This window comes from Opitutus sp. ER46 (genome assembly GCF_003054705.1).
Lineage (GTDB): Bacteria > Verrucomicrobiota > Verrucomicrobiia > Opitutales > Opitutaceae > ER46.
The window spans coordinates 172,358-197,272 of sequence record NZ_QAYX01000023.1 but is presented as its reverse complement, the minus strand read 5'-3'; the positions used below and the strand labels follow the sequence as shown (position 1 = coordinate 197,272).

Genomic DNA, 24,915 nt, shown 5'->3' with positions numbered 1-24,915 from the left:
TTTGTGCGTCACGCCGCTCATGCCAGGGCCACCACCGTGAGGTACACCATGACTTCTGCCACCTGCTGCGTCGCGCCCAGGCAGTCGCCCGTATAACCACCGATCCGCCGCGCAAACCAGCGCCCCAGGGTCACCCGCGCCAGCACCACCGGCAAGAGCGCCCATGCCATCCGTGCCGGCAACAGCGCGAAGGGAGCCAGCCCGCACAAGCCCGCCACCACGACCGACGCCGCCGTCGGCGGATTCGCCACCGGCCGCGACTTCGAGGTGTCGTCCGCCCGCACGTACGGCAGCGTCAGCATCAGCGACATCGCCGCCGCCCGGCTCACCGCGTGCGCCGCCACGAGCACGCCCACCATCAGCGCCGCGGGCACATGCATCAGCGTCACCGCCTTCAGCCCGAGCATCAGCCCGATGCCCACCACGCCGAACGCCCCCACCCGCGAGTCCTTCATGATCACGAGCACGCGCTCGCGGTCGTACCCACCCCCGAAGCCGTCGCACACGTCCGCAAACGCGTCCTCATGAAACGCCCCCGTCACCAGCACCGTCGCCGCCATCGACAACAGCACCGCGACATCACCCGGCAGCACCCGCGCCGCCAGCCACCACACGAGCGCGCCTACCGCTCCCACCACCGCCCCGACGAGCGCGAAATATCGCGGCGAGGCCTTCAGATCCTCGCCGTCCACCGCCCCCGCCCCCGGCGCAGGCAGGCGGGTGAAAAAGGTCAGCGCGCCCCGCAGGGCCCGCAGTTCGCGCACCAGGGCGTTCATGCGCGGTTCGTAACCCCGGCCGACTCAAACGTCGCCATTTCCCGCAGGAACGCCGCGGCCGACACCACCAGCGGCCATGCCAACGCCGCGCCCGAGCCTTCGCCCAACCGCAGCCCGAGGTCGATCAGCGGCTCCGCCCCCAGCTCGCGCAACGCGCGGCCATGACCCGGCTCGGCCGACGCGTGGGCAAACACGCAATAGTCCCGCACGGCGGGCTGCAGGCTCGCCGCCACCAGCACCGCCGAGGTCACGATGTAGCCATCCACCACGATCAGCATCCGGCGGGCGGCCGCCGCCAGGATTGCGCCAGCCAGCATCGCAATCTCGCATCCGCCAAACGCCGCCAGCGCATCCAACGGCGTCGTCGCATCCGCGTGCCGCTTCCGCACCTCCTGGAGGATCGTCAGCTTCCGCGCGAGGCCCGCGTCGTCGTGGCCCGCGCCCCGCCCCACGCAGTCCGCCAGCGGCAGCCCGAGCAGCGCGCTGTGCAGCAACGCCGCCGCCGAGGTGTTGCCGATGCCCATCTCGCCCAGCAGCACCACGTTTGTCCCGCGTTCCGCGCACCGGGCGATCACCTCGCCGCCGCGCCCAAGGCACTGCAGCACCTCACCCGCCGTCAGCGCCCGCTCCCGCCGCGCGTTCCGCGTTCCGGCCCGCACTTTCATCGCGATCAGGTCGGGATGCGCCGGCAGCTCCGTCGCGACGCCCGCGTCCACCACCTTCAGCGTCAGCCCATGCTGCCGCGAAAACACGCTAATCGCCGCGCCGCCCGCCAGGAAGTTCGCCACCATCTGCGGCGTCACCTCCGGCGGAAACGGACTCACGCCGTCCGCCGCGAACCCGTGGTCGCCCGCGAAGATCAGCTCCGTCGGCGCCCGGAACTCCGGCTTCAAGGTCTGCTGAATCAACCCGATCTGCAGCGCCAGCGGCTCCAACCGTCCCAACGAGCCGATCGGCTTCGTCTTCTGGTCGATCGCGCGCCGCAGCGCGGGCTCGAGCTCTCGGGACAACGGACGGACCTCAGGGAGATTCCAGGACATAAAGTTCATTTCAGGCGCACGCCGCAGCCGGCGACCATCAGCCACGCTTCATCCGCCGCCGCGGCCGTGCGCTGCGCGAGCGACCCCGCCAGGTCGCGAAACCGCCGCAACGCCAGCTGCTCCGGCACCGGACTCCAGCCGATTTCGTTTCCAACAATCACCACCGGCCACGGACTCGCGCGGAATCGCACCAACTGTTCCTCCCAGCTCGTGAGCACCTGCTCGTCGCGCTGCCCAAAGCGGTCGCCGAGCCACAACGTGAGGCAGTCGAGCACCACCCCGCTCGGCGGCGGGTGCAGAGCCGCCAGCGCCGCGGCCACATCGACCGGCGCCTCCAGCGTCCGCCAGTTCGGCCGCTCCGCCCGGTGCCGGTGCACGCGCTCCGCCATCTCGTCGTCCGCCGGGTCCGGACGCCATGTGGCCACGAAGACGACGTCGGGCCCCCACCCCGTCGCGAGTTCCACGGCGCGACGGCTCTTTCCGCTGCGCACCGGGCCGGTGAGATAGATCAGCCGGCCCATGCGCGCGCCCCTCCCGCCAGCGCCACGGCCACCAGACACACCGCATGGTTGAGCCGCGCCACGCAACCGATCTCGCCCGCACCGAGGTCGCGCGGATTCTCGCCGATCCAGGGATGCTCGATCCGTTCCCCGTCGTAGGTGTGCGGCCCGCCGAAGCGCACGTCCAAGATTCCGGCCAGCGCCGCCTCCGGATAGCCCGAGTTCGGACTCTCGTGCGCCCGGCCGAACCGCCGCACAAAATGCCAACCGCGGCCGCTCCGCGCCACCGCCACCAACAGCAGCGCGGTCAATCGCGCCGGCCCAAAGTTCGCGACGTCGTCGATCCGCGCCGCCGCCTTGCCGAACCACTCGTAGCGCGAGTCGTGGTGCCCGATCATCGAGTCCAGCGTGTTCACCATCTTGTACGCCAGCATCGCCGGCATCCCGCCCACCGCGTACCAGCAGAGCGGTGCCACCACGCCGTCGCTCAGGTTCTCCGCCATGGTCTCGCAGACCGCCACGCGGATCTCCGCCGGGCTCAGCCGCGCCGTATCGCGGCCGACGATACGGGCCAGCTGCCGTCGCCCCGCATCCACCCCGCGCTCCAACGCCGCAAACACGGCCCGGCCTTCCGCGATGAGCGTCCGGTTGGCCAGCGCGTAAAACACGCCCACCGTCGCAACCGCCAACCCTGCCGCCGGATGCCATCGCGCCGCCGCCGCCTCGAGCGCCCGCGCCGCAGCGTAGGTCGCCACAATCAGCCCGGCCGCCAGCACCGCCCCGGCCGTGAAACGCCAGGCGCTCCCGCCGCGGTTCAACGTCCGCTCGCCCGCCGCGATCGCGCGGCCAAAGCCCACGATCGGATGCGGCAGCCACGCCGGGTCGCCCAGCAGGAGGTCGAGCAGGTAGCCGGCGGCCAACGGCACGACGGCGCTCACGAGCGCATCCATGCGGCGACTCCTTCCTCCAGCCAGCGGTTCTGCTCAAGTGTCTGCGCACACACGCGCACGTGCCGTTCATCCAGACCCGGAAAATTCGACGCGTCCCGCACCAGCAGCCCGTGGTGGCGCAACAGATACGACTTCAACTCCGCCGCGCGGCCGCGGCCGAGCTCCAGCAGGAAGAAGGAGGTCGCCGAGGGACGCACGCGGACGTGAGGGATCGCCGCCAGCGCCCGCGCGAGGCGTCGCGCCTCCACCAGTCGCGCGTCGCGGTCCGCCGCGTCCGGCCCCCGCTGCCGCAACAGATACGCCCCGGCCTCCTGCGCCAGCACGCCCACCGACCACGGGGGCAAAAGGGCCGCGAGCCGGCGCGCCACTGGGTCCGCCGCCACGATGTAGCCAAGCCGCAGCCCCGGCACGCCGAAGCGTTTCGTCAGCGAATGCACGAGGATAAGGTTGGGATGCGCCGCCAGATCACTCGCCTCGACCGGTGACTCCTCGCAGTCCGCCGCATACGCAAGGTCGAGCACGAAGGTGACGCCGGGGCTCCGCACCACGATCTCGAGGAGCGCCTCGCGCGCCAGCACTTCGCCGGTCGGGTTGTTGGGATTGCAGACCCACACGAGTTCCGCCGCGCCAAAATTCCCCGTCTGCAGCTCGGCGTGTCCGACCTGCCGCACGTCGTGCCCGTGCATCCGCGCCGCATCGGCGTACTCGGAGAACGTCGGCCCGATCACCGCCGAGTCCGCGCCGCGATACGCCTGGGCGATGAGATAGATCGCCGCCGTCGCGCCCGCGGTCACGACCACCTGCGCCGGCGCCACGCCGTGCTGCCCCGCAAGTTGCCCCGCCAGGCTTTCCGCCGCGACTTCCGGATACGCCCGCACGCGCTCGAATACGGTCTCCAGGTGCTTGCGCAACCCGGCGAGTTCCGCATCGGGCGGCACGTTGGAGCTGAAATTCGCCCGCACCGGCACGCCGTAGCGGTAGGCATCGTCTCCGTGGCCGTGCAGCATGGGGATCGTCGTCCGGGCTACAGCCCGAGATACCGGCGCACCGGCTCCAGGTTCAGATGCCGCTCAATGTGCTCCGCCATCGCGTCGTAAATCGCCAGCCGCCGCTGGGCCCATGGCACGGGATGCGCCGCATAGGACGTGATGCCGGCCAGCTCCGCCACGCGACGGCGCACCGCCGCCGCCTCGAACCAGCCGTGGAGATACGTGCCCCAGACTTTGCCGCAACGCACGCCTTCCGGCCGCACGCTCCCGTCCGCATCGCACACCTCCTGCAACGGCATCGCGCCTGCATCGATCTGCGTCCGGCCCATGTGGATCTCGTACGCCATCCAGCTCTCGCCGCCACAGGTCGCCGTGACCTGGCGCACGATCTTCTGGGACTCAAAAGTCGTCGTGGTCGGCAGGAGCCCGAGTCCGGGCACGTCACCCGCATCGCCCGCCACGCCCTGCGGATCGCTCACGCGGCGTCCAAGTATCTGGTAACCGCCGCAAATCCCGATCACCGGCACGCCCCGCTCCGCCGCCGCGACGATCGCGGCACCGAGTCCGGTCGCATGCAGCCAGTTGAGATCCGCCACCGTGTTCTTCGTCCCAGGCAGCACGATCGCCCGCGCCGCGGCGAGTTCACCGACGTTCGCCACCCAGCGGGTGCTCACTCCGGTGTCGTCCCACCAGGGCTGGCAATCCGAGAGGTTCGCCGCGTGCGGAAACCGCAGCCACGCGATCGGCGCACCTGTCCCGCGCACTTCATCGCCGGGTTTGAGGCCATCCTCCTCCTCCGGCTGCAGGTCCGGCCGCAGCGGCACGGTGCCGAGGACGTTGAAGCCCGGGGCGTGCGGCGTCAGCCACGCTTGCGGATCGGGGAACAGCGCGATGTCGCCGCGGAACCGGTTGATGATTGCACCGAGCCCCCGCGCGCGATCTTCCTGCGGCATGAGCGCCCAGGTGCCCGCCAATTGCGCGTAGATGCCGCCGCGATCGATGTCGCCCACCAGCACCCAGCGACCGTCGAGGTGCCGGACCGGACGCAGGTTCGCGAGGTCGCGGGACATCAGATTGAGCTCCACCGGACTGCCGGCGCCCTCCAGCACGAGCACGTCGCAACGGTCGCGCCAGCCATCCAGCACGCCCGCCACCACCCGCCAAAGTCGGTCGATCTCGCGGTAATACGCCTGCGCCTCGAGGTGACCGCGCGCCTGGCCGCACAGCACAAGTTGAGAGCCATGCGGCCCCGTCGGCTTCAGGAGAATTGGGTTCATCTCCGCCGTCGGCCGCAGCCCACACGCCTCCGCCTGCACCGCCTGGGCCCGCCCGATCTCGCCGCCTTCCAGCGTCACCCAGGCGTTGTTCGACATGTTCTGGGTCTTGCACGGCGCCACGCGCACGCCCTGGCGGCGCAACCACGCGCAGAGCGCAGTCGCCATCCAGCTCTTGCCCGCACTCGAAGAGGTGCCGAGGACCGAGAGTGCCTTCATGGGCGACCTCCGCAGACATCGCCGCGCGGGCGAGAGTGATTCGGCTGGGTGGGCGTGCTCATCGTTCCGTTTGTGCCTCCACCTAGAACTCGATGCCGACCTGCGCCTTCACGCCGGCGTTGAAGGGATGCTTTACCAGCCGCATCTCGGTCACGAGGTCCGCCAGCGCGACGAGTTCGGCCGGCGCGCCGCGTCCCGTGATCACCACGTGGAGCTCCGGACGCTTCGCCTGCACTGCCGCCACGACATCCTCGAGCTCGAGGTAGCCGCACATCAGCGCGATGTTCAGCTCATCCAGCAGCAGCAGCCCGAGGCCGGGATCCTGCAAATAGCGCTCTGCGAGCCGCCAGCCTTCGCGGCAGCGGGCGATGTCGGCGGCTTTGTCCTGCGTGTCCCAGGTAAAGCCTTCGCCCACCGCATGCCACGTGACGTGCGGCCCGCAGAGAAGTTTTTCGACGGCGTCCGGCGCGCTCTTGACGAACTGGATCACCGCGCAGCGACGACCGTGGGCCGCGGTCCGCGCCACCATCCCGAACGCGGCGGTCGACTTGCCCTTGCCGTCGCCGGTGTGGACGATCACCAGCCCGCGCCGGTCCCGCGCCGCCGCCATGCGGGCATCCATCTCCGCCTTCACCACGGCCATGCGCGACCGGTGCGCGGCGGGATCGGAAATCTCGGAGACGTCGTTCATGGCAGCTCCACGACGAGGCCGGGCGCGATGCGCGTGCGGACGCCAAACACATCCTCGAGCAGCGTCGGCGTGAGCACCGCCTCGGGCTTGCCGCTGGCGCGCAGCCGGCCGCCGTGCAGCACGATCACGCGGTCGAGGCGCGTCGCCGCCCGCAGGTCGTGCAGCGAGAGCACCACCGTCTTGCCGGCCTGCGCCAGCTCGCGGGCGAGTACCACGGTTTCGAGCGCGTGGCGCACGTCGAGCGCCGCCAGGGGCTCGTCCCAGAACTGCAGCGGCGCCTCGGTCACCACCGCGCGCGCCAGGAGCACGCGATGTTTTTCGCCGCCGGACAGCCGGTCGACCGGGCGGTCCGCCAGCGCCAGAAGATTGAAACGCGCCAGGACGTCCTCGACGCCATGGGCGTCATCGCCATGCGCGAACCGACCTTGCGCCACGACCGAGCGCACGGTGAAGCCGAAGCTGAACTTTGCCTCCTGCGGCACCCACGCCGCCAGCCGCCCGCGCTCGAGCATCGGAATCTCCGGCAGCGGCCGCTCGCCCCAGCGGACCTCGCCCGTGCCGGGCAGCACGCCCGCCGCGAGTTGCAGCAGCGTCGACTTGCCGGAGCCGTTCGGCCCGACCACGCCGACCAGTTCGCCGAGCGGCAGCTGCAGGCTGACGTCCGCCAGCCGGCCCGGCATCGTGACATGGCTGAGTTCGAGGGCGTTCATGGTTGGCGGCGAAGGAGCCAGAGGAAGAAGGGGCCGCCGACGAGGGCGGTGACGATGCCGACGCGCAGCCCGCCGGCGGAACGGCCGATCAGGTCGCAGGCGAGCAGGAAGGCCGCGCCGCCGATGAGAGACAACGGGACGAGCCGTCGATGCTCGGGCCCGACCAGCAGGCGAAGGAGATGCGGCACGATCAGCCCGACAAAGCCCACGGTGCCGGCCGTTGCTGTCGCGAGCGCCGTCATGATCGTCGAAAGGAAAATGAGCCGGCGGTTCAGCGCGTTGACGTCCACCCCGAGGCTCTGCGCCTCCGCCGCGCCGAGGCTGAAGAGGTCCATCGCGCGGCCCATCGGCCACAGGAACACCGCGGCGACCAGGATTGGCGCCGCCATGGCCACGTGCTCCCAGGTGCGATCTTCGAGCCCGCCCAGCAGCCAGAACAGAATCTGGGCATTGCGCTCGTAGGTCATCGTGAAGTTCGTGAGCACGTAGCTTGTCACCGCGCCGAGCAGGGCGTTCAGCGCGATGCCCGCCAGCAGGAGTCGCTCGGTGCCCGCGCCGCGCCGGGCCAGCACGAGCACCGCCGCCGTGGCGGCGAACGAGCCGATGATCGCGCACACCGGCACGACAAAGAGCGACAGCGTCGCCCAGCCGGCGCCGATCGCGACGACCGCGCCCGCCGCGCCGCCGCTGCTCACGCCGAGCAGGCCGGGACTGGCGAGGCTGTTGCGAAAATACGCCTGCATCACCAGGCCGCTGGCCGAGAGTCCCGCGCCCACCGCCATCGCCACGAGCAATCGCGGCAGCCGGATACTCCAGATGACGGTCGCCGCAAGTTCGTCCTCGTGCATCAACCCCGCCAGGATGCGGCCGGGCCCGAGCCGCACGTCGCCCACACCGAGCGAGACGGCCGCCAACACGATGAGTGCGGCGAGTGCGATCAGCCAGGCCAGCCGGCCTGACTGGTCCTTCGCGTTCGTGGTGGCGGCGGCAGCGGCGCTCATCGGAACAGTTCCGGGTGCAACTCGCGGGCGAGCCGCTCGTACGCGTCCACGCGGTGATGCGTCACCGTGCTGATCATGTGCGGCTCGATCAGCGCCACGCGGTGTGCGCGTACCGCCGCCATGGATTTGTACGGCGGCAGCGAGAGGAACGGCGCGAGCGCCGTCTCCCGCGCGGTGCCGGCGACGACGACTTTGTCCACCGGCCACGTCAGCATCTGCTCCGATGGCGGCGCCGCGTGGCCGCGCAGGTGGCCGAGCGTGGCGGCGAGATTCACCGCCCCGGCATGGTCGCAGATGTCCTGGAACGTCGTCTCCGCCCCGGGGATCACCCCGTAAACCGAGGGCGAGATGACCCGCACCGGGGGCACGCCGCGCAGCTTCTCTTCGAGCGCCGTTACGCGGCGCCGGCCGTCGGCGATGATGCGTTCGGCGCGCCCCATCGCCTCGGGCCCAAGCTCACGGGCGAGGAGGAGCAGGTTGGCGTACGCGTCCTCGAGCGAGTTGTGGTTTTCGAACACCAGCACTCTCACCCCCGCCCGCCGCACCTGCTCGACGAGCTCGATGCGGCTGTAGTTCGCCGCGAGCACAAGGGTGGGCTGGTAGCGCAGCACGGTCTCGGCGTCGCCGCGATCCAGCCGCGGATAGCGTTTTGCCTCCTCCGCCACCGCACTGAACATTGGGTCCTGCGCCAGGTGGCTCAGCGCGGCGATCTGATCCGGCGCGGCAATCGCCAGCAGGAGTTCGTCCGCGCCGACCGTCTGCGAAACGACGCGCACCGCCGGCGCCGCCGGAAGGCGGATCGCCGCCAGCATGGCGGTGAGCAGCAGGAGGGCGAAGAGGCGGGCGGTGCGCATCGGGAGAAAGGTGCCTCGATTCAGAAGCGCCACTCGACGGTGCCGTACGCCGCGCGCGGCAGGGCCGGGTACCCGTAAACTTCCTCGAACTCGCGATCGAGGGCGTTCTCGACGCGGAGCTTCAGGAGCAGGTTCTCGCGGACCGCGTAGCTGACAAACGCGCGCGCCGTCGTGTAGCCGGCAAACGGCATCGTGCCGTTGATATTGTCGCCGACGGCGTGGAGCCCGGCGCCGACCGTGCAGGGCTGGCTGACCCGAACCTGCAGTTCGGCATCCGCAGTGTGCCGGGGCCGGCGCGTGAGCCGCGCGCCCGAGCTGTCATCCTGCGCATCGAGGTACGTGTAGTTCGCCCGCAGCTTGGCCGCCTTGCAGAGTCGGACCTGCGTCGCCACCTCGACACCCTGCGTCGTGGCGCGCGCGCGGTTCACGGTCATGCCCTCCCACGTGACGTAGTTCACATACTCCCATTCGAAGAGGTTGCGGAAGCGGTTGTGGAAAAAGGTCACGTCCACCGTCACGGGCCCGAGTTCCTGCTCGATGCCGGCGTCCCAGCCGCGCGACTTCTCCGGCACGAGGTTCGGGTTCGCGATCTGCCCCCAGCTCGGCACGCCATAGCGGTCGCTGGTGCCGGGCGCGTTGAAGCCAGTGCCGTAGGTCGCGTGAAGCTTTGTGCCCGCGCGGGGCAGCCAAGCCAGGCCGACGCGGCCAGTCGTGGCACCGCCGACCGACTTGAAGTCATCGTAGCGCACGCCGCCCGTGACGGTGACGCTGCTGGTCGGACGAACCGTGGCCGAGACGTAGCCGGCGGAAAGCCGATCCTCGTCGCTGCGGCCCTCGACGATGAAGCGGGAGTTCTCGGCGTTCACGCCGGCGACAATCTCGACCGGCTGGATCGGCGACCAGGTGTTCTGCCAGTCGACAATCTCGCGGCGGTTTGACTGCGGCGCGTAGTAGCTGCCGCTGCGCCACGTGTACTGGCGGCGATGCAGTGCCAGGGTCAGGCGGGAGGTAAACTCGTCCGCCACATGCGCCTCAGCGAACACCGTGCCGAGCGTGTTGCCCGACTGGGTGGTGCCGATGGAGGGGAACACGCGGGAACCCGGTTCCTCGCGGTCGATCGAGACCGCGCGGAACGTGCCGCCCACCAGCAGCACCGGGCTGGCGACGTACTCGAGCCGGGTCGCGCCGGTCCAGCGGCGGAGGTCATTGTTTGCGAGGTCGTTGTCGGTGACGAACCGGCCAAACGACGCGCTGTAGCGCAGGCCGTCCGCCGCGCCCTTGACCGCCGCCGTGCCGCCGAACGTGCCGAACGAGCCGGCGGTGGCGGCGAGCGAACCGTGCGCCGCACCGGAGCCGCGCTCGGTGTCGATCCGGATCACCCCGCCCATCGCGGAGCTGCCGTAGAGCGTGCTTTGCGGGCCGCGCAGGACCTCGAGGCGGTCGATACCCTCGATGTCGGCGCCGCCGAGGAAATTGAGGTAGGCCGCAGAGCGGTCGTTCATGCGCACACCATCCACGAGGAACAGCGTCTGGTCGGAGTTGGCGCCGCGCATGAGCACGCTGGCCTGGCCGCCGGGCGCGCCGGTCATGGCCACGACCACGCCGGGCTGCATGCTGAGAGCCGTGGCGAGGCTCGTGACCTGCGCCGTGCGCAGGTCGACCATGCTGACGACCGTCACCGCGCTGGGCGTGTAACGGGCGTCCTGCGGCGTGCGGGAGGCCGACAGCACATAGCGGTCGAGCGGAATCGCCGCTTCGGCATCAGCCTTGGTCTGCGCGTACGCAGGAGCCAGGGCCGTGCTGAGCACGGCAGTGGAGAGAAGCCGGCGCGCCAAGCGCACCAGCAACGAGGAGGTGTCGTTCACAGTTGTCTGCTAGTCCAAAGGCAAGAGCAGACACCGGCTCGCGTTTACGACACGCGCACGGGCCAACTCTCACGCTTCATTATTGCGATGAAGTTTTCGCGGTCCGGGGTGCGCAAAGTTCACCTCGAAACGCGTGAGGCTCCCGGGGCAGATGTTCGGACTTCATGTTCCGCGCCGACGACCCACGAAACGCGCGCCGACCCGATGGCGAGTGCCAACGAGCGGTGCGACTTTCCGCGTGCCGGGCGCAACCTTCCCTCCGCCTTCATCGGTTTCCCGACTGGCTGTGCTCCCACCGAGGTGGGATGGAGAGTTGTCACATGTAACCGCAGCGCAACTGTGGCCGAATCTCACGGCCTTCCCTGCTTCCAGGAGTATCGAGAAGAGATAAAGAACGCGAACGGGCGGATTCGAAGCCCAAGGCAGTCCAAACAACAAGGACCTTTTTTGTCGCGGCCCGATTTTCTGGCCACGCAGTAGTAAACGACGCGCGCGTTATCAGCCGCGGCCCGGCTCACGCCCACCGCCACGCGTAGGGGCTCCGGCAGGGCCGGCTCACTCGAAGATTCGCGCCCGCAGGTGGCCGCAAATTTTTCGGTGAATCAACGTATCACGATCTACAGATATGAGGCTTGCCAACCCGGCACTCGGGCTTACGGTGCGCTCGCCCATGAGCTCCCCCACACCACGTGCGTCCGACTCCACCACCGCCTTGGCGGCGCTGTTCGCCTCCCGCATCGCGATCCTCGACGGCGCCATGGGCTCGATGATCCAGGGCTACCAACTCGGCGAGGCGGACTTCCGCGGCGCGCGGTTTCAGGACCATCCGCACGATCTCAAGGGCAACAACGAGGTGCTCTGCCTCACGCGGCCCGACATCATCGAGCGTATCCACGGCGAGTACTTCGCCGCCGGCGCCGACCTGGTTGAGACCAACACCTTCAGCGCCACCGCCATCGCCCAGGCCGACTACCGCACCGAGTCGCTCGTGCGGGAAATCAACCTCCTCGCCGTTGCCTGCGCCCGCCGCGCCGCGCTTCGCGCCGAGGCAGCCACCCCCGGCCGCCGCTGCTTCGTCGCCGGCGCCATCGGCCCACTCAACCGCACGCTCTCCCTCTCCCCCGACGTCCACCGCCCCGAGTACCGCGCTGTCACCTGGGACCAGGTTGTGGGCGCCTACGCCGAGCAGATCGAGGCGCTGCTCGATGCCGGCGTCGATGCCCTGCTCGTCGAGACGATCTTCGACACGCTCAACGCCAAGGCCGCCCTCTTCGCCACCGAGGACGTTTTCGCCCGCCGCGGCACCGGCTCCCGCGTGCCAGTCCTGGTCAGCGTCACCATCACCGATGCGTCCGGCCGGACCCTCTCGGGCCAGACGATCTCGGCCTTCTATCACAGCATCGCACACGCAAAGCCGTTCTCGGTGGGCATCAACTGCGCGCTCGGCGGCGCCGCCATGCGGCCGTACGTCGAGGAACTCGCCGCCCTCGCCACCTGCTACACGAGCTGCTATCCCAACGCCGGCCTGCCAAACGCGTTTGGCGGTTACGACGAAACCCCCGCCGACATGGCCGCCGTGCTCGGCGAGTTCGCCGCCAACGGCTGGGTCAATCTCGTCGGCGGCTGCTGCGGCTCCACCCCCGCGCACATCGCCGCCATCGCGGCCGCAGTCCGCGGCCTCAAGCCGCGCGCCATTCCCACCGCCGCCCCCGCGCTGCGGCTCAGTGGGCTCGAACCACTCGTCGCCTGACCCGCGCCCCGCATCGCCGCACCCTATCCTTCCCGTTCCCACCGCCTCCCGTGCCCACCGAGCTCTCCACCGCCGCCACCTCGTTCCTCGTCATCGGCGAACGTACCAACATCACCGGTTCGCCCAAGTTCGCCAAGGCCCTCAAGGCGGGTGACTGGGACGCCTGCCTCGCCATCGCGCGCCAGCAGGTCGAGAGCGGCGCCAACGTCCTCGACATCAACGTCGACGAGGCGCTGATCGACGGCGAGGCGACGATGGTGAAGTTTCTCAACCTGATCGCCGCCGAGCCCGAGATCGCCCGCGTACCGATCATGCTCGATTCCTCGAAATGGTCGGTCCTCGAGCGCGGCCTGCAGTGCCTCCAGGGCAAGGGCATCGTGAACTCGATCTCGCTCAAGGATGGCGAGGCCGAGTTTCTCCGCCGCGCCACCCTCGTGCGCCGCTACGGCGCCGCCGCGGTCGTGATGGCCTTCGACGAGAACGGGCAGGCGGCGACCCGCGACGAGAAGGTCCGCATCTGCACCCGCGCCTACCAGCTCCTCACGGAGCGCATCGGGTTCCCCGCCGAGGATATCGTTTTCGACCCGAACATCCTCACCGTCGCCACCGGCATCGAGGAGCACAACAACTACGCCGTCGATTTCTTCGAGGCGACCCGCGCCATCAAAGCCAGCCTCCCTCACGCCAAGGTCAGCGGCGGCGTGTCCAACGTCTCGTTTTCCTTCCGCGGCAACAACCCAGTCCGCGAGGCGATGCACACCGCCTTCCTCTATCACGCCGTGCGCGCCGGGCTCGACATGGCCATCGTCAACGCCGGCATGCTCGGCGTGTACGAGGAGATCCCGCGCGACCTGCTCGAGCGGATCGAGGATGTCCTCCTCAACCGCCGGCCCGACGCCACTGAGCGGCTGGTGAAGTTCGCCGACGAGCACAAGGCCCGCCATGGCGGCGACTCCAAGATCGAGCTCAAGGAGGACCTCGCCTGGCGCGACGCCGCGGTCGAGGAGCGGCTCAAGCACGCGCTCGTGAAAGGCATCGACGCCTACGTCGACGCCGACACCGAGGAGGCGCGCCAGAAGTATCCGCGGCCCCTGGACATCATCGAGGGACCGCTGATGGACGGCATGCGCGTCGTCGGCGACCTGTTCGGGGCGGGCAAGATGTTCCTGCCCCAGGTGGTGAAATCCGCCCGCGTGATGAAGAAGGCCGTGGCCTACCTCACGCCCTTCATGGAAGAGGAGAAGCGGCGGCTCGCGGCCACGGGCGCCGCCACGCGCGCCAACGGCCGCGTCGTCCTCGCGACGGTCAAGGGCGACGTCCACGACATCGGCAAGAACATCGTCGGCGTCGTGCTCGCGTGTAACAATTACGAGGTCACCGACCTCGGCGTCATGGTCCCCGCCGACAAGCTCCTCGCCGCCGCACGGGAAAAGCAGGCCGATGTCATCGGCATCTCCGGCCTGATCACGCCGTCGCTCGACGAGATGGTGCACGTCGCCCACGAAATGACGCGCCAGGGCTTCTCCGTGCCGCTGCTGATCGGCGGCGCCACCACCAGCCCGGCGCACACCGCGGTGAAGATCGCGCCCGCCTACGCTCACGGGGTCGTCCACGTGCTCGACGCCTCGCGCGTCGTCAACGTGGTCAGCGCCCTGCTTTCGCCCGCGCAGAAGCCCGCCTTCCTGGCGGACACGGCCACGCGCCAGGAACAGCAGCGCGTCGAGTTCGGCAACCGCCAGTCCCGCCGCGCCCTCATTTCGCTCGCCGACGCCCGCGCCCGCCGCCCGCGTTTCGATTGGGCGGCCGTTGACATCCCGCGTCCCGAATTTCTCGGCCGGCGCGTGTTCGAGTCGGTCGCGCTCGAGGAGATCGTGCCGTTCATCGACTGGGGTCCGTTCTTCAGCGCGTGGGAGCTGCGCGGCCGATTTCCCGACATCCTGCGCGACCCGACGGTCGGTGCCGAGGCGTCGAAGCTCTTCGCCGACGCGCAGGCGCTGCTGCAGCGGATCATCGCCGAGAAGCGCTACACCGCGCGCGCCGTCCTCGCCTACTGGCCGGCCAACGCCGACGGCGACAGCGTCGAGGTGTACGCTGACGAGCAACGGAGCCGCGTCGTGCAGCGCTTTCATTTCCTGCGCCAGCAACTCGAGAAGCCCGCGAACCAGTTCAATCACTGCCTGGCCGACTACATCGCGCCGCGCTCGTCCGGCCGCATCGACTACCTCGGCGGCTTCGCCGTCACCGCCGGGCACGGCGTGGAGGCATTCGCCGCCGAGCTGAAGGCCGCCCACGACGACTACTCCGCCATCATTGCCCAGGCGCTCGGCGACCGGCTGGCGGAGGCGCTCGCCGAGCTGATGCACAAGCGCGCGCGCGACTTTGCCGGCTTCGGCCGCGACGAGGCGCTCTCGATGGAGGACATCATTCGCGAGAAATACCGCGGTATCCGCCCGGCGCCGGGCTACCCCGCGTGTCCGGATCACACCGAGAAGCCGCCGCTGTTCGCGCTGCTCGAGGCGACGCCAGCCACCGGCATAGCACTGACGGAGAACTGCGCCATGCATCCCGCCAGCAGCGTCAGCGGCATGTATTTCAATCACCCCGAGGCGAAATACTTCGGCGTCGGCCAGATTGCCCGCGACCAACTCGAGGACTACGCCGTCCGCAAGGGCCTCTCCCTTCCCGAAGCCGAACGCTGGCTCGGCCCCTACCTCAGCGATCGCTGATGCGGCTTTCGCTCGCGCGAAGGTCTCAGCACTCGGCGGGCACCCGGCGCGGACCACTCATGATCGCGCGCCATTATTGCGACGGGACCGCGGTTCCGCCGGCCTCACACACCCGGCTTTGCCGCGGGAGGGGTCGACGCGTCCGGCACCGCCGCGGGGCTGTCCGTCTCGGCCGCCTTCGCGGCCCGCTGCTCGGCGCGTCGTTGGTTGCGCCTCGCCGACTCCAGCAACTTGCGGGCATTCGGAGCGATGCCGCTCTTCGGATATTCCTTCAGAAACTTCTCCGCCGCGGCAATGCACCCGGGCCAATCGTTGGCCGCGAAGGTCCGGCGAATCGCGTCCGCGCTCTCGCGCTCCTGCACGATCTCAAGAGCCCGGTTGAGTTCGTCGACCGAGCGTGAATCTTTGAGCACCTGGAGCCGCTGCTGAAGGCGTTGCCTGGCTTCTTTAAACCGGTTCGCTTTCGCCAGGTCCATCGCCTCGGAGCGCACCGCCGCCGTCTCCACCAATTCGGCCATGCGCGCGTACTCCTGCGCGACCTCAGGCTCGGGCTTCTCGGCCAGCCGTTGCTGCAAGAGCTCCGTGGCGTCCGCAAATCGGCGAGCCGTCATGAGCGGATTCAAGAGCGCGCGCGTCGCGTTGATCTCGCCCGCCGTGAGACGCTCCTGGACCTGCGCCTTGGCCGTGCGGGAGAGGCTGGGGTCGTTAAGAACAGAGCGAAGCTCTGCTAGGTACGACGCACGTTGCCCCAGCCGGGAATACAGCATCGCCCGGTAGTAGCGGACGGTCGCGCCGGCGTCCGGCAAGCCCGCGCCACGTCCGAGTTCCTCCACGTGCTCCGGCCCGATCTTGGGCAGCAGGTAGAGCACCCGGCCCAGCAAGCGATATGCTTCGCCGCTCGTCGGATGCAGCGCGATCGCCCGCCGCAGTTCGGCTGCCGCCACCTCGATATCGTGACCGCCTTCCCCGGCCCGGTCCACGTTGCCCAGTCCGCTTTCATCCACACGCCGCCGGGCGGAGAACAGAAAGGCTTCAGGGTTGAGCGAGCCCGCGGCGATCGCCTCCCGGTACAAGGTCGTGGCCAGTTCGACATTCTCGCTTATCAGCGCCTCCCGCGCGAGCGCCTCCTTCACCGGCGCCGAGCTGGGAGCCAGCGCCTCCGCCTTGGCGAGATACTCTCGCGCCAGCGGCCGCTTGTTCGTCGCCAGTAACAAGTCCGCAAACGCCAAGTGAACCTCCAGCTCCGGCGCCGGCTCCGGCTTCCGCTCCTTGCGCGGCGTCGCGGTGTCGAAAGCAACCTCGATGCGCTCCTTGTCCCGCCTCAGGTGCCGATCGATGTCCGCGCTCAGCTGATCCAATCCGACGCCAAGCACACTCTCCACCGCATCGGCTGCGGGCAACGTGCGCAACTTCCGGGCGAGCGCCTCGAACCGTGCGCGGCCCTCGCCCTCGGCCAGCAGCACGCGGTGCATCAGCGCCCACGCTTGAACATGAAACTCACCCGATGCCTTCCAGCCGGCATATTCCGGCGAGTCGGTGTGGATATTGAAGAAGTCTTTCCACTCGAGCCCCTGGCTCGACTGCCACCGCTGCGCCAGCCCGGCCGGTCCCTCGCCGAGTTCATATCCCGTCTTCCGTACCTGCAGCGAGGCCAGCACTTCACCCGCGCCTTGCGACATCCAGATCGGCAGCGCATAGCCCGCGCGCGCCAAACCCCAAATCGTCTGGAATTCAAACGTTCGCTCCAAGGCAGCCGCGCGATCACTGCCCACCGCCAGCACCACGAGCGGAACGCCATCAACCTCCGTGGTAAACGAGACGGTCTCGGTATCGGGTTTGTCCGACTTCGGCAGAAACTCTTCGAGCGCCGACGTCCGCCGGAAGAGGATTACCCGGGTGCGCGGGGCGCCCGGCTGGGGTCGGAAGAGCGAAACGAACGCATGCTGAAACGCGGAATACCCGACCGAGAACTCCACGATGTCCTTGGGGGAGGCGTCGGAGTAGATCACGACCTCGTCAGTCTGGAGCTTGAGCCAGGTCGCCGCCTGCAGCGAGCCGGCTCCCCACGTCAACAACAACACCCCCACCACACGGCAGCATCGGGAAAAGGAAAGCATGCCAACATGCCAGCCAGTTATGTCACCCGCGTCCAATAACAAACAGCAAAGCCTTTTCCCCAGTTTTCGCCCACGCGAAAACTGCGAGAGATAGGACCCCTCGAGCAAGGATCTGCCGCCCCCCCGAAACGGGTGCCGCCGGAGCGCTTCCTCGACCAACGGATCCGCCGGCGCCAGCGCCGCCGCACGGGCCAGATGTTCGCACGCCTGGTCCGGCTTGCCCGTCACCCAGAAAAGGAGCCCGATTCACGTTTGCACGAGCCGTCGTGACGCCCCGCGAGCCGCCCGCCAAGGCTCTTCCGAAGCCGCTCTGGCGCAAGTCCCCGTCAATCTTCGGCAGGCAAACGCCGCGACGTCTTCGGCAGCGGGTGCGGAGCGCCCGATCGGCCGCCCCCCTAATCTCTTGCCGACCGTAGCCGCGACCCCGCGCGCCCCGCGTAGCCCGTCCGCCCGGTAGCAGTCACCCCTCTCCAGCTTATTCCCGTTCCATGTTCGTCCTTCCTCCTCCGACTCGCGACACGATCCTTGAGATTGCACGCCGCCTGCCGCCTGCTGCCACCATCCTGACCAGCGTCTGTGAGCTGCTGCACGACATCAACACGGACCTCGATCAACTCGCCGACCAGATCCGCCTCGATGCCGTCCTCGCCGCCCGCGTGGTCCGCGTCGCCAACAGCGTGGTCTACGGCGGACGCGGCAGCGTCTCGTCCGTCGAGGACGCCCTCGGCCGCGTGGGCTTCTCCGAAGTGGTGCGCCTCGTCGGCACGGCATCCGTCAGCCGCATAGTCGAGCGCGATCTCAACTGCTATCACCTGAAGTCCGCCGTGCTCCGCGAGTCGCTGCTCATGCACGGCATCGCCTCCGAGGTGCTCGCCGAAATGACCGGCGTCGATCGGAACGCCGCCTACGTGGCCGGCCTCATGCGCGGCATCGGTCCCATGGTGCTCGACCGCTATGCGGCCGACAAGATGGACGTCACCCTGACCTACGATCCCGGCACCTTCGAGACGTACCGCGAGTGGGAGGACGCCCGTTTCAGCATCACCGGCGTGCGCGCCACGACCATGGCGCTCGATGACTGGCGCTTCCCCGACGACACCGTGCGGGCCATCGACTCGCATCTCGATGCGCCGCAAGGCGAGGACGAGGTGGACCGTTTTGCCTGCCTGCTGAATGTCGCTGGCGCCATCGCCGTGGACAACGGCACCGCGCTACCAGGTGAAGTGCGGTATTGGACCGTGTCGCCCGAGAAGCTCGCGTTGCTCAATCTCACCGACGACCACTACTCGGATGCGGTCCGGCACGCCGCCGACCGCTTTGCCCAACAGAAGCAGGCGCTCTAGCCAGCCGCGGCAGGGCGCCGCAAAAAACCCGGTACCCCGCCCTCCTGGGCGCCGGCACCGGGTCGTGTGCTGACGAAAGTCGCTCCGCTCAGGCCGCGAGTTGACGCGAATACTTGCGCGCGCGCGGCGTTTTCGGCGCCGTCGGCGCCGGCGTCGGCTGCGCGCTGGGCAGATCGGCGAGGACCAGGAAGCTGCCGCACTGCTCGCAGACGTGAATGTCGTCCGACTTCACCATGACGGCGGCCATGCTGGCCGGCAGACGGATGTGACACTGTGAACACACGCCGTTGCGAACCTCCGCGACACCTTTGCGATGCTGGGCGACCAGGCGCAGGAAGTGCGCGAGGACCGGGGCGGGCACCTTGGCGCGCAGCGCCTCAATAACCGGCGTGTTCGCCTTCGGGTCGGAATTGGTGAGAAGCACCTTCTGGGCTTCCAAAAGCGTCAGCATCATTTGGTTCATACCCCTTTCCTAAGGCACCCCATGTGCCAGCCCCACGTCGCTTGATTTAAGAACCTGCGCCCGAGCCAATTGCCCCTGCAAACGCCACTCGGAGCCACCTGCAAGTTGTCCCGCAAAAACGCCTCGACGCGCAGAAGTTGCACGCACGGCTGCCCGGTTGTGCAACCCGTCTCGATTGCCCCCGAGCGCCTGGCTGCGGATCGAAACCGATCCTTCGTCCTCAGCCTTCAGCATTCTGTCTTTCAGCCCTTCCCCTCACCGCGGTCTCGACACATCGAGGCTCGCGATGAGCTCCGCAAACGTCGCGGCGATCGGTGAACCCGCCAGAAAGTCCCGGGCCTGCGCCTTCGCACCGCGCGCCCGCAGGCTCGCATACACGTGCAGTTCGAACTGCAGCCGCAAGGCCTCGGCCTCCGGCTCCAACCCGAAATGCCGCAGCACGAACAGCAGCGCCTCCACCGTGGAAAAACGGTGCGCATCCGCCTGCGCGCGCAACCAGTACCGGCTCTCCCCCTGCATCGGCAGGCTCACAAGCCGGCCCCACCCCCGCACCGCCCGCACCATCCCCGAGGCCTCGCTCCAGGCGCCGTCCAGCAGCACCACCTGCACATCCTGCGCGCGCGCCGCCGCCGGTGCCGGCTCGCCCGACGGATGCAACAGCCAGACCTCGCGGCCCGGGCGACATACCTCCGCCGCCGTGGGCGGCCGGTCCGGATACCAAAGATGCTGCCGCGCCTCCGGCAGGACCCGCACGATCAGGTTGCCCGTGCTGCTCGGCCGGAAGTGCTCGCGGGGACACGCCAGGACGTCGACGGCCAGCGGACACGTCACCTCCCGGTGCGCGGGACACACGCACCAGCGGAGCGGCAGCGCGCAGCGGGGGCAGCGGGCCGCATGTTGGGATAAGCCTCCACGCATGGAATCGAGGGCAGCCGACAATGGCAGCGCGCCATCTGCGGCCGCAATCGCCGAGTACGCCTCCCGCCCCCGACGATGGCACAAAAAAGGCCCCGCCGTGCGAGGCGGAGCCCGAAGGGAAAGCGGAGTCGCGACGCCGACGCCCCGGCCGCGGATCACATGTCCTCAAACGTGAGGCCGTGATGCTCGCCGTGGCCGTTGCGAGCGGGGATGGGCTTCTCGGCCTTGGCGCGGAGTCGCGGCGCTTTCGGGGCCGTGACCGGGGGACGCGCCGGGCTGCCTGCCGGCTTGGCCGCGACACTGTCGGCCGGCGCCTCGTTTTCGCCCGCGGCGCTGCCACCGATCAACCGCCGGAGGTCGGACACCGAGCTCATCAGCATCGCAGCCTGGGCGCTGAGCTGCTGCGCGGCGCTCGCCGTTTCCTCGGCGGCGGCGGCATTGCTCTGAACGACTTTGTCCATCTGCCCAACGGCGCCGTTGATCTGCTGGACGCCCTGGCTCTGCTCGAGGCTGGCGGTCGCCACTTCGCTGACGAGGGTGTCGACGCGACGCACCTTGTCGACGATCTCGCCGAGGCTGGTCGCCACCTTGCCGCTGATCTGTACGCCCTGGGCGGTCTTGGAAATGGCGCCTTCAATCTTGGCGGCAGTTTCACGGGCCGCCTGCGCGGAACGTTGCGCCAGGTTGCGCACCTCTTCGGCCACGACGGCGAAACCCGCGCCCGCCTCGCCGGCGCGGGCGGCTTCGACGGCCGCGTTGAGCGCGAGAATGTTGGTCTGGAACGCGATCTCATCGATCGTCTTGATGATCTTCGCGATGTCGTCGCTGGACCCCTTGATGTCATTCATCGCGGAGTTCATGGCCTGAATATCCGTCGCGCTGGCGTCCGCCGACTGCCGCGCCTGGGTCGCAAACTGGTTGGCGTTGGTGGCGTTCTCGGAATTGCGCTTCGTCATGCCCGACATCTCCTCGAGCGACGCACTGGTCTCCTCGATGGAGGAGGCCTGCTCGGTGGAGCCCTGCGCCAGCGCCTGGCTGGCCTGCGAAACCTGGGCCGCGGCCGAGGAGACCTGGGTGGACGCCTCGGAGAGGCTTTGCGCCAGATTGGTCAGGTGCCGGGTGGTGGTCCGGCGGAAGATCCAGCCGTACATGACGAAGCCCGCGATCACGACGCCACAGATGCAAAGAGTGATCGTCAGCAGGCGCGCAAGGGCTTTGTCCGCCGCGACGCCTTCGGCGGCGGCCGCCTTCTCGACGTTCGCGCTATGCTCACGCACCACCGCCAGCAGCGCCTCAAAGCGCCCGGGAGCCTGGTCGATCATCACTTCGTACGCCGCGCTGTTCTCGCCGAGAAGGAACTGGTCCAAAGCCTTTTGATACGTGTCCACCAACGCGGTGAAACGCTCACCCGTCGACGGCGGCAGTCCAGTCGTGGAGGTGATCAGGCTGCGGGTTGTCGTCGCCTGCTTCTTGAAGCTTTCCACGAGCTTCTCGATCTCGTCGGGGTCCTTGAGGCGCAACGTGGCCTGCACCCCGGTCTGGAGATTCACCACGGATTCGAGTATCTGATACGCGGCGTTCTTGGCCACCAGGACACGCTCGGCGCGCGCGGCGTCGGACCGCTCCACCTGCCGCAACGCCGAGTACATGTTGGCGGTGATGCCCACGGCGATGACGACGGACGCGACGATGAAGAAGGTGAGTTTGGCGCTGAAGCTCCAGGTTTTCATGGGAGAGCAGTAAAGGGAGAGGGGCCGCGGAGAGCCGCGGCCCCGGGGAGAGAGTTACAGCTTGGCGAGGTTGAGCCCGACGATGAGCGAGCCCACGGGCTTGCCGTCTTTCAGCACCGGCACGGCCACCTGGAGCTGCTGCAGCCCGGTCGACTCGTCGACCGCGATGGTGCCCTGCCAGACCTTGCCGGCCATCGGATCGTCGTGCTTCGGATTACCGAGGTGCGACCAGTTGGACGGTTTGCCGAGGAAAGCGACTTTCTGGCCCTTGGCGTTGGAGACGAAGGCCTCGTTCACCCAGGCGGTGCGCTTGGCCTTCAACACGGCCGCCGCCTCGTTCTTCGTGAAGGAGCGGACGAGCGGGTCGAGCAGACTGAGGCTCTTCCATTTTTCCTGTGTGATCGTCGCATGCTCCGCGGGCTGCGGCGCAACGACGGCGGCAACGATGGCAGGATCGGCCGCCCACGCTTTGATTTCAGCAATGTGGGCATCGACCTTGGACTGAGTGGCGGCATCGACATCGGCAGCGCTGACAACAGCGGCCGAGCCAGCGACAACGGCAGTGAGAACCGTGGCCCGAAGGGCTCGTACGAGGGTATTCATAGGTGGTAATACGTTTTCGCCGCGATTTGGCACGGGCGCAGATCGCGTCGCGCCCGGAATATCGTCCATTTCCCGCTACGGAACAGTGTGGGAGGCGGGATTTAGTAGAACCCGGCCTGTTCCCCCTAGGGGAACTCCTTAGGCCTACGCGTTATTGGCACGGATTGGCGGCAACGCATTCGCAGGACAGCGGCGGTTTTCAGCTGGTCAGAATTCCCGCCGCGCTTTCATCTTGGCCCTTCTGGTCCAGATGAAACGTTCCGCCCGAAGTGAGCCCCGCAGCAACACCGCCAAACGCGCCCTGATCAGGAAGCTCATTGAGCAGACCGCATGGGCGAGCGCCAGCCAGCCCGAGGCAAACGAAGCTCGCCTCGCTCATCGCCACGCGCTGCATCTTCTTGGACAAGATCCGGATGGCGTCGGCGCTCCTGAAACGAACGTCATCCCATTTCCTGGCGCGGAATCCCTGAAGTCGACGCGCCAGGAATAGCTGCGGACAGAAACTCACCGGTCACGCACGGCATTACTGAATGGCCTAAACCGTAAACACTTAGGTCTTGGCCGCACACGTCGGAACATCCCCTGCCCACAAGTTATTCACATTCGTGCCCAGCGGCTTTCGGACCGGGTCTGTCCTGGGCATGAGACCAATCTGGAAGGGTTCCATCAGCTTTGGCTTGGTCACGATCCCGATCTCGGTCTTCTCGGCCACGTCGAGCGGCGAGAAGATTTCCTTCAAGATGCTGCGGCGTCGGGACCTAAGCCCCATCCGTTACAAGCGCGTGGCCGAGGTCGATGGCCAGGAAGTGTCATGGGACGACATCGTGAAGGGCTACGAGTACGAGAAGGACAAATTCGTGGTGTTTGAGGAGAAGGACTTCGATGCCGTCGAACTCGCCTCAACCGAGACGATCTCGATCCAGGACTTTGTGGAGCTCGACCAGATCGATCCCGTCTTCTTCCACACGCCTTACTATCTCGAACCAATGAAGGGCGGTGCCGGGGCTTATGCTTTGCTGCGCGACGTGCTCACCGAAACCGGCAAGGTGGGCATCGCCAAGGTTACGCTGCGCAACCGGGAGCACCTCGCAGCGGTCAAGCCCGACGGCTCGTTGCTCGTGATGGAGCTCATGCACTTCGCCAATGAGATTTCACCCGCCGAGGCCATCAAGGTCCCCGCCGAGCAGAAGCTCGGGGCACGCGAGAAGGAGATGGCCAAGGTGCTCGTCAACCAGATGAGCACCGATTGGAAGCCCGAGCGGTACCAGGACGAGTACGCCGCGGCGGTGCTGAAACTCGTCGACCAGAAGATCAAGGCCGGCGGCAAGGAACTGCCCGGCCACAAGAAACGACCCGCCGCGGCCACCAATGTCGTGGACCTCGTCAAGGTCCTGCAGGAGAGCCTTGCGGCCACCGGCAAGTCCGCGGGCAAGACCGCCAAAGCGGCCAAATCCACCCGGAAGCGCACCGCGCATCACCACAAGGCCGCGTGAGCAGATGCCCGCCCGCCCGCGCCCCTCTTCAGGGCGCGTGATCAGCGGGTCCCTCGGCCAGGCCGATTTTCAGCGCGTACTCAATCAGCTCCTTGTCGTCGGCGAGTTCCAGCTTCCGGCGCAGTTCGTTGCGGATCCGGTACACCGCCCACTTCGAGACCCCGATGTCGCCCGCAACTTCCTTGATCGCTTCCCCGCGCGCCAGCCGAGCCAGCACCTCCGTCTCGCGCACCGTCACCTTGTCTTCCTCCACGCGTCCCCGCCTGGCGGCGAGGTCGATCAGCACGCGACGCGGCAGATCGCTGAAATACACCCCACCCTGCGCGATCTGCTCAAACGCCAGGAGGAGTTCGTTCAACGACGCCCCCTTGTCGATGTAGGCGCGCGCGCCCAGCCGCACCGCCAGGTTCACCGAGTGCTCCGTGGCCGTCGCGCTCAGGATCACCACCTGTGGCGCCTTCGGCAGCTTGCCCAGTTCCTCGAGCACGCGCATGCCACCCGCACCCTGCAGATTCAGATCGAGCACCACGACGTCGATCTCCCGCGTCCCGAGTTCGCGAAACAGCGGGGCCTGGTCGACGCTCGTGCCCACGACCTCCACGTGCGCCGCCGCCTTCAGGTAATCGATCAGCAATTCGCAAAACAACTGATGGTCTTCAACGATCCAGACGCGCATCGGATGCGGCTTCGTTGGCTTCGTCGCGGCGGGGTGGGGAGCGGCGGTGGGCACGGTAGGTGTGGTGGGCATGACAGAGGGTCACCAACAGGTTACGGCTACGCCGCTCGGTACTACACCGCCAAAAACACTTAGCAATCCCGCCGTCGGACTTTCGCCTCGGGCCCGTGGTTAAGCGCTACGTGTAAATGCGAAGATTCGCCCGGACATTTCCACCCGGGCGAAGT

General features: G+C 68.2%; 20 protein-coding genes, 1 pseudogene and 1 riboswitch. Of the genes and pseudogenes, 4 read left to right on the top strand and 17 right to left on the bottom strand.

Annotated elements, in window-relative coordinates; genetic code table 11:
• Nucleotides 1-17: 17 nt before the first annotated feature.
• From DB354_RS13720 to DB354_RS13670, 11 genes are all read right to left on the bottom strand, one after another.
• Nucleotides 18-776: an adenosylcobinamide-GDP ribazoletransferase gene (locus tag DB354_RS13720; protein WP_107836204.1), complete on the bottom strand. Its 759-nt coding sequence runs from the start codon at nt 774-776 to the stop codon at nt 18-20.
• Nucleotides 773-1,825, bottom strand: coding sequence for a nicotinate-nucleotide--dimethylbenzimidazole phosphoribosyltransferase (gene cobT, locus DB354_RS13715; RefSeq protein WP_107836203.1), 1,053 nt, complete (start codon nt 1,823-1,825; stop codon nt 773-775). The genes DB354_RS13720 and cobT overlap by 4 nt, the downstream gene beginning before the upstream one ends.
• Nucleotides 1,822-2,337, bottom strand: a complete 516-nt coding sequence (locus DB354_RS13710; protein ID WP_107836202.1) for a bifunctional adenosylcobinamide kinase/adenosylcobinamide-phosphate guanylyltransferase — start codon at nt 2,335-2,337, stop codon at nt 1,822-1,824. Before DB354_RS13710 ends, cobT begins: the two co-directional genes overlap by 4 nt.
• The gene (gene cbiB, locus DB354_RS13705) at nt 2,325-3,266 is read right to left on the bottom strand and encodes an adenosylcobinamide-phosphate synthase CbiB (protein WP_107836201.1); all 942 of its coding nucleotides are present in this window, start codon (nt 3,264-3,266) and stop codon (nt 2,325-2,327) included. Before cbiB ends, DB354_RS13710 begins: the two co-directional genes overlap by 13 nt.
• Nucleotides 3,251-4,273 (bottom strand): aminotransferase class I/II-fold pyridoxal phosphate-dependent enzyme, encoded by a 1,023-nt coding sequence (locus tag DB354_RS13700; protein ID WP_107836200.1) that lies wholly within the window; start codon nt 4,271-4,273, stop codon nt 3,251-3,253. The genes cbiB and DB354_RS13700 overlap by 16 nt, the downstream gene beginning before the upstream one ends.
• 17 nt (nt 4,274-4,290) lie before the next feature.
• Nucleotides 4,291-5,748, bottom strand: a complete 1,458-nt coding sequence (locus DB354_RS13695) for a cobyric acid synthase (protein ID WP_107836199.1) — start codon at nt 5,746-5,748, stop codon at nt 4,291-4,293.
• Between the two features lie 82 nt (nt 5,749-5,830).
• Entirely contained in the window at nt 5,831-6,439 is a 609-nt protein-coding gene (gene cobO / locus DB354_RS13690) for a cob(I)yrinic acid a,c-diamide adenosyltransferase (RefSeq protein WP_107836198.1), read from the bottom strand.
• Nucleotides 6,436-7,149, bottom strand: a complete 714-nt coding sequence (locus DB354_RS13685) for an ABC transporter ATP-binding protein (protein WP_107836197.1) — start codon at nt 7,147-7,149, stop codon at nt 6,436-6,438. Before DB354_RS13685 ends, cobO begins: the two co-directional genes overlap by 4 nt.
• Complete coding sequence (locus DB354_RS13680) at nt 7,146-8,150, bottom strand: iron ABC transporter permease (protein WP_107836196.1); 1,005 nt, start codon at nt 8,148-8,150, stop codon at nt 7,146-7,148. Before DB354_RS13680 ends, DB354_RS13685 begins: the two co-directional genes overlap by 4 nt.
• Nucleotides 8,147-9,004: an ABC transporter substrate-binding protein gene (locus DB354_RS13675; protein WP_107836195.1), complete on the bottom strand. Its 858-nt coding sequence runs from the start codon at nt 9,002-9,004 to the stop codon at nt 8,147-8,149. The genes DB354_RS13680 and DB354_RS13675 overlap by 4 nt, the downstream gene beginning before the upstream one ends.
• Before the next feature lie 20 nt (nt 9,005-9,024).
• Nucleotides 9,025-10,869: a TonB-dependent receptor gene (locus tag DB354_RS13670; protein WP_107836194.1), complete on the bottom strand. Its 1,845-nt coding sequence runs from the start codon at nt 10,867-10,869 to the stop codon at nt 9,025-9,027.
• Between the two features lie 128 nt (nt 10,870-10,997).
• Nucleotides 10,998-11,284, bottom strand: a riboswitch (cobalamin riboswitch).
• 255 nt (nt 11,285-11,539) lie between these two features.
• Between DB354_RS13670 and metH the strand changes: the two are divergent.
• Nucleotides 11,540-15,345 (top strand): annotated as a pseudogene (gene metH, locus DB354_RS13660) (methionine synthase).
• Nucleotides 15,346-15,449: 104 nt separating this feature from the next.
• Here the strand turns inward: metH and DB354_RS13655 are convergent.
• Entirely contained in the window at nt 15,450-17,462 is a 2,013-nt protein-coding gene (locus DB354_RS13655) for a hypothetical protein (protein WP_146180253.1), read from the bottom strand.
• A gap of 488 nt (nt 17,463-17,950) precedes the next feature.
• Here DB354_RS13655 and DB354_RS13650 point away from each other — a divergent pair, with 488 nt between their 5' ends.
• The gene (locus DB354_RS13650) at nt 17,951-18,805 is read left to right on the top strand and encodes an HDOD domain-containing protein (protein WP_107836190.1); all 855 of its coding nucleotides are present in this window, start codon (nt 17,951-17,953) and stop codon (nt 18,803-18,805) included.
• Between the two features lie 88 nt (nt 18,806-18,893).
• On the opposite strand, the gene DB354_RS13645 is transcribed toward DB354_RS13650, so the two are convergent.
• The 4 genes from DB354_RS13645 to DB354_RS13630 all read right to left on the bottom strand — a co-directional run bounded on the left by DB354_RS13645 (nt 18,894) and on the right by DB354_RS13630 (nt 22,519).
• On the bottom strand, nt 18,894-19,259 hold the full coding sequence (locus tag DB354_RS13645; RefSeq protein WP_158277533.1) for a hypothetical protein: 366 nt from the start codon (nt 19,257-19,259) through the stop codon (nt 18,894-18,896).
• 264 nt (nt 19,260-19,523) lie between these two features.
• Complete coding sequence (locus DB354_RS13640) at nt 19,524-20,186, bottom strand: DTW domain-containing protein (RefSeq protein ID WP_107836188.1); 663 nt, start codon at nt 20,184-20,186, stop codon at nt 19,524-19,526.
• A gap of 155 nt (nt 20,187-20,341) precedes the next feature.
• The gene (locus tag DB354_RS13635) at nt 20,342-21,916 is read right to left on the bottom strand and encodes a methyl-accepting chemotaxis protein (protein WP_107836187.1); all 1,575 of its coding nucleotides are present in this window, start codon (nt 21,914-21,916) and stop codon (nt 20,342-20,344) included.
• 54 nt (nt 21,917-21,970) lie between these two features.
• Nucleotides 21,971-22,519, bottom strand: a complete 549-nt coding sequence (locus DB354_RS13630) for a hypothetical protein (RefSeq protein WP_107836186.1) — start codon at nt 22,517-22,519, stop codon at nt 21,971-21,973.
• Nucleotides 22,520-22,769: 250 nt separating this feature from the next.
• Here DB354_RS13630 and DB354_RS22710 point away from each other — a divergent pair, with 250 nt between their 5' ends.
• Both DB354_RS22710 and DB354_RS13620 read left to right on the top strand, forming a co-directional pair.
• Nucleotides 22,770-23,009 (top strand): hypothetical protein, encoded by a 240-nt coding sequence (locus DB354_RS22710; protein ID WP_233256641.1) that lies wholly within the window; start codon nt 22,770-22,772, stop codon nt 23,007-23,009.
• Nucleotides 23,010-23,160: 151 nt separating this feature from the next.
• The gene (locus DB354_RS13620; RefSeq protein WP_107836184.1) at nt 23,161-24,012 is read left to right on the top strand and encodes a Ku protein; all 852 of its coding nucleotides are present in this window, start codon (nt 23,161-23,163) and stop codon (nt 24,010-24,012) included.
• Between the two features lie 28 nt (nt 24,013-24,040).
• On the opposite strand, the gene DB354_RS13615 is transcribed toward DB354_RS13620, so the two are convergent.
• A complete protein-coding gene (locus tag DB354_RS13615; RefSeq protein ID WP_107836183.1) occupies nt 24,041-24,760 on the bottom strand; it encodes a response regulator transcription factor in 720 nt (239 codons plus the stop codon).
• Nucleotides 24,761-24,915: the final 155 nt, after the last annotated feature.